The organism is Flavobacterium panici (genome assembly GCF_903819335.1).
GTDB classification, from domain to species: domain Bacteria; phylum Bacteroidota; class Bacteroidia; order Flavobacteriales; family Flavobacteriaceae; genus Flavobacterium; species Flavobacterium panici.
Genome location: NZ_CAIJDE010000068.1, coordinates 1 through 6,206 on the forward strand (window position 1 = coordinate 1; position 6,206 = coordinate 6,206).

The 6,206-nt window shown below is 30.0% G+C and carries 7 protein-coding genes; 2 read left to right on the plus strand and 5 right to left on the minus strand.

From position 1 onward, the window contains the following. Nucleotides 1-391 precede the first annotated feature (391 nt). Together FLAPXU55_RS23240 and FLAPXU55_RS23245 are read right to left on the minus strand one after the other, a co-directional pair. Nucleotides 392-1,063 carry a hypothetical protein gene (locus FLAPXU55_RS23240; protein ID WP_180861730.1) on the minus strand — a complete coding sequence of 224 codons (672 nt, stop codon included), beginning with the start codon at nucleotides 1,061-1,063 and terminating at the stop codon, nucleotides 392-394. A gap of 613 nt (nucleotides 1,064-1,676) precedes the next feature. After that, the gene (locus FLAPXU55_RS23245; RefSeq protein WP_180861731.1) at nucleotides 1,677-1,994 is read right to left on the minus strand and encodes a hypothetical protein; all 318 of its coding nucleotides are present in this window, start codon (nucleotides 1,992-1,994) and stop codon (nucleotides 1,677-1,679) included. 202 nt (nucleotides 1,995-2,196) lie between these two features. Here FLAPXU55_RS23245 and FLAPXU55_RS23250 point away from each other — a divergent pair, with 202 nt between their 5' ends. Both FLAPXU55_RS23250 and FLAPXU55_RS23255 read left to right on the plus strand, forming a co-directional pair. Beyond that, the gene (locus FLAPXU55_RS23250; RefSeq protein ID WP_180861733.1) at nucleotides 2,197-2,613 is read left to right on the plus strand and encodes a helix-turn-helix domain-containing protein; all 417 of its coding nucleotides are present in this window, start codon (nucleotides 2,197-2,199) and stop codon (nucleotides 2,611-2,613) included. A gap of 70 nt (nucleotides 2,614-2,683) precedes the next feature. Then, nucleotides 2,684-3,253: a hypothetical protein gene (locus FLAPXU55_RS23255; RefSeq protein ID WP_180861735.1), complete on the plus strand. Its 570-nt coding sequence runs from the start codon at nucleotides 2,684-2,686 to the stop codon at nucleotides 3,251-3,253. Nucleotides 3,254-3,532: 279 nt separating this feature from the next. Here FLAPXU55_RS23255 and FLAPXU55_RS23260 read toward each other — a convergent pair whose 3' ends face one another. From FLAPXU55_RS23260 to FLAPXU55_RS23270, 3 genes are all read right to left on the minus strand, one after another. Continuing rightward, nucleotides 3,533-3,919 (minus strand): hypothetical protein, encoded by a 387-nt coding sequence (locus FLAPXU55_RS23260; protein WP_053474117.1) that lies wholly within the window; start codon nucleotides 3,917-3,919, stop codon nucleotides 3,533-3,535. A 372-nt stretch (nucleotides 3,920-4,291) separates the two neighbouring features. Continuing rightward, nucleotides 4,292-4,693 (minus strand): secretion protein, encoded by a 402-nt coding sequence (locus FLAPXU55_RS23265; RefSeq protein WP_053474115.1) that lies wholly within the window; start codon nucleotides 4,691-4,693, stop codon nucleotides 4,292-4,294. Between the two features lie 428 nt (nucleotides 4,694-5,121). Then, the gene (locus FLAPXU55_RS23270; RefSeq protein ID WP_053474114.1) at nucleotides 5,122-5,478 is read right to left on the minus strand and encodes a DUF3244 domain-containing protein; all 357 of its coding nucleotides are present in this window, start codon (nucleotides 5,476-5,478) and stop codon (nucleotides 5,122-5,124) included. Nucleotides 5,479-6,206: the final 728 nt, after the last annotated feature.

A 6,206-nucleotide genomic window follows, 5' to 3' on the forward strand; every position in this document is an offset into this window, starting at 1 on the left:
AAGTCCTACTATTGTAAACCAATAGCAGGACTAAAATATAGTTGTAAATCTATTTTAGGATTAAGTGTAAATATGTAAACTTTTTTTAGGACGAGACACAAAGAAATGCGCGAGCGGGACGCTCGCGCCAGCAGAAGAAACTCCGCAACAGTGCGTGCTCAGCGTGTGGAGATTTCTCCTCCGTCGAAATGACAATATTGTGGTTATTTTTAATAAAGTTCTATAAAAAGTTCCGAAGGAACGAAACATATTGTAGAGATGGATTTTAATCCATCATGACAAAGAAATTCCGTAATTAAAATCCATTTGCACACGCAAGAAAATCAACAGAAGATATTTGAATGAAGTAGAATCAATTATGTTAAGGCTTCAGTTCACGCCAATAGAATTATTATTTCGATTTCTTAACTTTGAATTCTACTAATAAGGGTTTACAAATTTCGAATGCTAAATAGTAATACTCATTAGTAACTCGTCTTATATAAAGGGTTTTAGGTGAATTGTTGTATTTTGTACATTTTTGTTTATCCATAAGTTCGTATGGCAGATTTATCAACGTTTTTATTTTCGTATTTACATCATAAATGAATAAATTATATTCATCATCTTCATCTGTATACAAAATCAGTTCATTTTTTAAATCAAAATCCCCAGTGATACCATTTAAAACCTCATTGCCGGTTTCTTTATCATACAACCAGAAATAGAAATTGCTTGTTCCGCCTCCGTTGCTATGTAAAGCAAAATAATTTTTAAAATCAACTCCTTCATAATAAGGCCGATAATTTTCTATGAAAGTATCAACCAATAAATAGGTATTATCTTTTTTACCATTTATAAGTCTAAAATTAATTACTTCTTCATTTTTATCTATAGCTGGAAAAATAATTAATTTATAGTTATTTTTAAGATAAGCAGTTTGTGTTTTTATCGTATCACCTTGTTCATTCAAAAAAATGGTGTCTGTTGATTTCTTTATTTTTCTTACTTCTGCAGGTTTGTGGTTATCCATTTTACAGCTGATAAAGCAAAGCAATAAAATAATTAAAATTGTATTTTTCATTTTTATAATTTCTTGTTTTATAACTTTTCAGCATCTTTTATTCTCATTTATTGATTTACAATAATAGGATTTTTTATGTAATAATTTTTCTGTTTTTATCTTGTAAATCTTTACCGTTTGTCATTTCGACCGAAGGGAGAAATCGCACTAGAAGCTCGACAATACTAATCACCAATCTTTGCAGAATTACTAGTGCGATTTCTCCTCCGTCGAAATGACAATATTGAGGTTATTTTTTATAAAGTTCTATAAAAAGTTCCGAAGGAACGAAGCATATTGTAGGGATGGATTTTAATCCATCATGACAAGAAATTCCTTAATCAAAATCCATTTGCCCGCGTCAGAAAAAAAATAAAATCCCATGAAGTTTGTCATTTCGACCGAAGGGAGAAATCGCACTAGAAGCTCGACAATGCAAGTCGCCAATCTTTGCAGAATTACTAGTGCGATTTCTCCTCCGTCGAAATGACAATATTGAGGTTATTTTTTATAAAGTTCCATAAAGAGTTCCGAAGGAACGAAACATATTGTAGGGATGGATTTCAATCCATCATGACAAAGAAATTCCGTAATTAAAATCCATTTGCCTGGCCAGAAAAAAATCAACAAAACATCATTCGCCAACAATCTCCTTAATACAACTCAAAAACTCCATTTCACTTAAAGGAAACATCTGCAAAACAGTTTCTAAAACAAGACTCACATTAATAGCTTGATTTTTCTTTTCTGGAACATTATGCATATCGTGATCGAGTGCGAGAATGCATAATTTTAGCATATCGGTAATAACGCAGCCTAATTCGAGATAATTTAAAACTTCAATTTGAGCGATACAAGTTTTAGATTCGTCATTTGCGGGTTTTAGAGTTCGGAAATGCAGGGCAGTTAATCTTTTTAGGTTTTTTACAATTTCAATTTCATTTGTTTCCATAAGGCGTGTATTTAGTTGTGTTAGATAATTACTTTACAATTTGGCTTTTATAAATTTATTATAAGAAAAATTGTACTTTTGTTTGATTCGGCGAAGGAAGAAATACATTGTATTTTACCAAACCATTTCTGCTGGTATCGTACTGTACTAAATAAGTTAGTTACCCGTGGAAGTTTTCACACTTAATTATTATCTTTGAATTATGAGCACACTAACAAAACCAAATCATATAGGGCGAAAAATAAGCCGTATTCGAGAACTTCGTGATATGAAACAGGAAGCTTTGGCGCAGGCTTTGGGAATAAGTCAGCAAACAATTTCGGCTATTGAAAACAGCGAAACAATAGAAGAAGAAAGACTTATTGAAGTAGCAAAAGCTCTTGGTGTAACAGTTGAAGCCATTAAAAGTTTTTCAGAAGAAGGCATGATTAATTATTTCAATACTTTTACAGATACAAAAGATAGCCAAGTGAATTTCGGAAATAGTAACAATTGCACTTTCAATCCATTAGATAAATTAATGGAAACTGTAGAAGAAAATAAAAACCTTTACGAACGTTTGCTTCAGTCAGAAAAAGAAAAAATTGAATATTTAGAGAAATTGCTAAAAGAGAAATAGTAATTGAATAGAAATAAAAGCATTCGCCACAACGAATGCTTTTCTCATTAAAAAAAAAACTATCTAATTGTTGAAAATAGTATTAGAAAATAAAGGAATAAAAACAGATACTTTTTATATACCGCCTTTTGTTTTATATGAAGGTGAAATGATACTTGTGAACTTATTGAGTTACATTAATTTTCAGGAAAAATTGAAAGTCATTAAAGATATATTTTGTGGCAAAACTAAACATGAAAATGTTATAGTTCATGAAAAAATATTATTTATGGAACATTTTCAGGAATCATTTTTTAGATATCATTTTTATCCAACAACTGTTGGAGAATATCTCAAAAAAAATGCAGATTTAAACAATCAATTTGCCAGAAAAATTTATGAATTTGAAGGTGTTACTAAAAAAACAAAAGTCAAAAACCTTCCTTTTAAAGAAAATAAACTTTTGCATGTATATGCTGCATTATCAAAGTCAAAAAAAATAGCATTTGATCTTATGGGAGTTGGGGCAGAAGTTACCGAAATGAAGTTTAAAATGATTCATGATATTGTAGAAAATGGAGGCTCTGCAATTTTGATAGATTGTTACGATGACATGAAGGATCGTTGTACTAAATATCTGGAAGTACAATTTTTAAAATAATTGTTCCAATAAAAAGTGAACAATAAAATTCTATAAAAGTTCTTAAGATTCCGTCTTTACCAGCATAAGATTAACATTGTCGAGTTTCTTGCGAAGATTTCTCCTTCGTCGAAATGACAATATTGGGGTTATTTTTTATAGAGTTTTCGAAAAGTTCCGAAGGAACGAAACATATTGTAGGGATGGATTTTAATCCATCATAAATGTTATAAACATAAAAAAAAGCAGCTCCATCTTATAGAGCTGCTTTCATTTTTTTTGTGGGGCAAAAAAAGTGGTTTAACGACGAAATCCTGGACTATGGTTCACAGATTCGTCTAACTTAACAGTTTTTGCCTTTTTTGCAACAACCTTAATTTCGTGTTTAGCAACTTTTTCGTTTGCTTTAACTTCTAATACATAAGTTCCGGCTGGTAAACCTTCTAAACTTATTGTTTTCGAAACTTCTAATTTGTTTGCTGCAGAATCTCCCGCATAAAGTAAATTGTGATTTTCGTCATAGATAGAAAAAGATGATTTTTCAAAGGTGTCTAAAGTAAAGCTAACTACTTTTCCGTTTCCAGTTTGAATGTTTAAAATGTAATCGCCTTTTCCATCAATGGCGTAAGAAAAAAGAGTTGCAAAAAAGAAGGCTGCAACAAGACCGGTTTTGGTAAATTTTGTCATGTTTTTTTAAAGTTTTATTACTAAATGTGGAACGTCCAAAACTACAAATACAAATTTAATTTTCCGCAAAAAAATCATGTTTTTTAATACTTAAAATGCTGAATTAAAACTATTTCTGTGTTTTGTCTACGCTATGTACGTAAATACGGGGGCTTGCGGTTTTAAAAAAATGAATTTTTTTAATGCTATAAAAACCAGATACATACAATTATTAAGAATAATTTTTCAAAAAATTTCAATTTTTTCAAAAACTGAAAAATTTAACATAAAAAAACAGCTCAATAACCACAAAGAGCTGTTTCTAAAACTTACGTTTTTTAACTTTACTAACTATCTAACCTATTTTTTATACTTACAATAAGTATACCTTTTTTAGCGCACTGCTACGCGTGTATTTTTTTCTGAAACTGTTTTATAAACAGATGAAACTGCTTTTGCAGATAATACAGTTGTATCGTCTGTAATTGTAATTTCGTGTCTAACTTTTTTCACATTGTCTTCTGCTTCTAAAAAGTAAGTTCCTTCTGGAAATTCTTCTAAGCTAAAAGTTCTTAATATTCCATCTTTACCTGAAGCAGTTTCAGAATAAATTAGATTTCCGTCTTTGTCATAAATTGCCAGGGTTGCTTTTTGCAATTTGTTGATCGCAAATGTGATCAGCTTTCCGTTAGCTTTTATTACATGAAGATTAAAGTCTTCATTTCCATCAATTGCATATGTACTTCCTGTAAAAAGTACTGCACATACTAAACTCAATTTTAAAATCTTTTTCATAACTGTTAGTTTTAAATTATTAGTTTAATTCTCTGATGTAAAAGTATTACAGAAATCCAGTTTTTTTAACAACTCTGTTTTCCAATTTCGATGCTGTATTCTCATTTACGAAACCGTTATAGGTTAAAGTTTGAATTATTTATATCGTTTTTGTTAATTCTGTTATTATTTTTCAACGTTTTTCTAAATATTTGATTTTACGTTTTTCTTACATTTTGATAATAAACGAAGTTGTAAAGAAGGGAATTGTAAAGTAGGTTTTACCAAAAAGTAAAGAGCAAAAAAAAACAGCTCAATAACCACAAAGAGCTGTTTTAAAACTTACGTTTTCTAACTTTACTAACTATCTAACCTCATTTTTATACTGTATGCGAGTATAAATTTTTAAGTGTATTTGGGGCAACACTATATTTTTTGCAGAAATCTGCTTAATTAATTGATTTTGTAGACAAAACTGTTTTTTCACTTGTAACTGTGATTTCGTGTCTTGCTTTTTTGAAGTTGTCTTCGATTTCTAAAAAGTAAGTTCCGGTTGGAAATTCTTCTAAACTAAAAGTTCTCAGGATTCCGTCTTTTCCAGAAGCATTTTCAGAATAAATTAAATTATTGTTTTTGTCATATATACTAATACTTGCTTTTTGAGTTTGGTTTAAAGCAAAAGTGATTAGTTTTCCGTTAGCTCTTAATACGTGAAGATTAAAAGCGTTATTTCCGTCAATTGCATAAGTACTTAATCCTGATAAAAGTACAGCACATACTAAACTCAATTTTAAATTCTTTTTCATGGTATTTGTTTTTGATGTTATTATCTCTAATTCTCTGATGTAAAATTACTTTAGATATATATGTTTTATATCAACTCTATTTTCCAATTTCGATGCTGTATTCTCATTTACGAAACCGTTATAGGTTAAAATTTGAATTATTTTTATCTTTTTCGTTAATTCAGCTATTATTTTTCAAAGATTTTGGGAAAAGTTGCAGAGGTTCAAAGAGGCAAAGAGGCAAAGGTTTTTTTTAAAGATGCTGAGATTCTGAGATACTAAGGTTCTGAGTTTTTTTCAAAACTTGCGCAAAAAATCTAAACTCTAAAATCTGCATTATGGATTTTGTGTTCCTGGGGCTGAAACCACGGCTATATTTAAATTCGGTGTAACTTTTAGGATGTGTAAATTTCTATTTTTTATTATATAGAAACAATTGGAAACATAGCCCGTGGTTTTAACCACGTTTAACGTAATGTAACCACAATACAATATCAGCTATATGTTCCCGTGGTTGAAACCACAGTCTATATTTAAATTTGGGATGAATTTTTAGGATGTGGTGAATATGTAGATTTCTTGTACAGAAAGAATTGGAAACATAGCCCGTGGTTTAACCACGGGAACGTAATGTAACCACAATGCGATATCAACTATATGTTCCCGTGGTTGAAACCACGGGCTATATTTAAATTTGGGATGAATTTTTAGGATGTGGTGAATATGTAGATTTGTTGTACAGAAAAAAA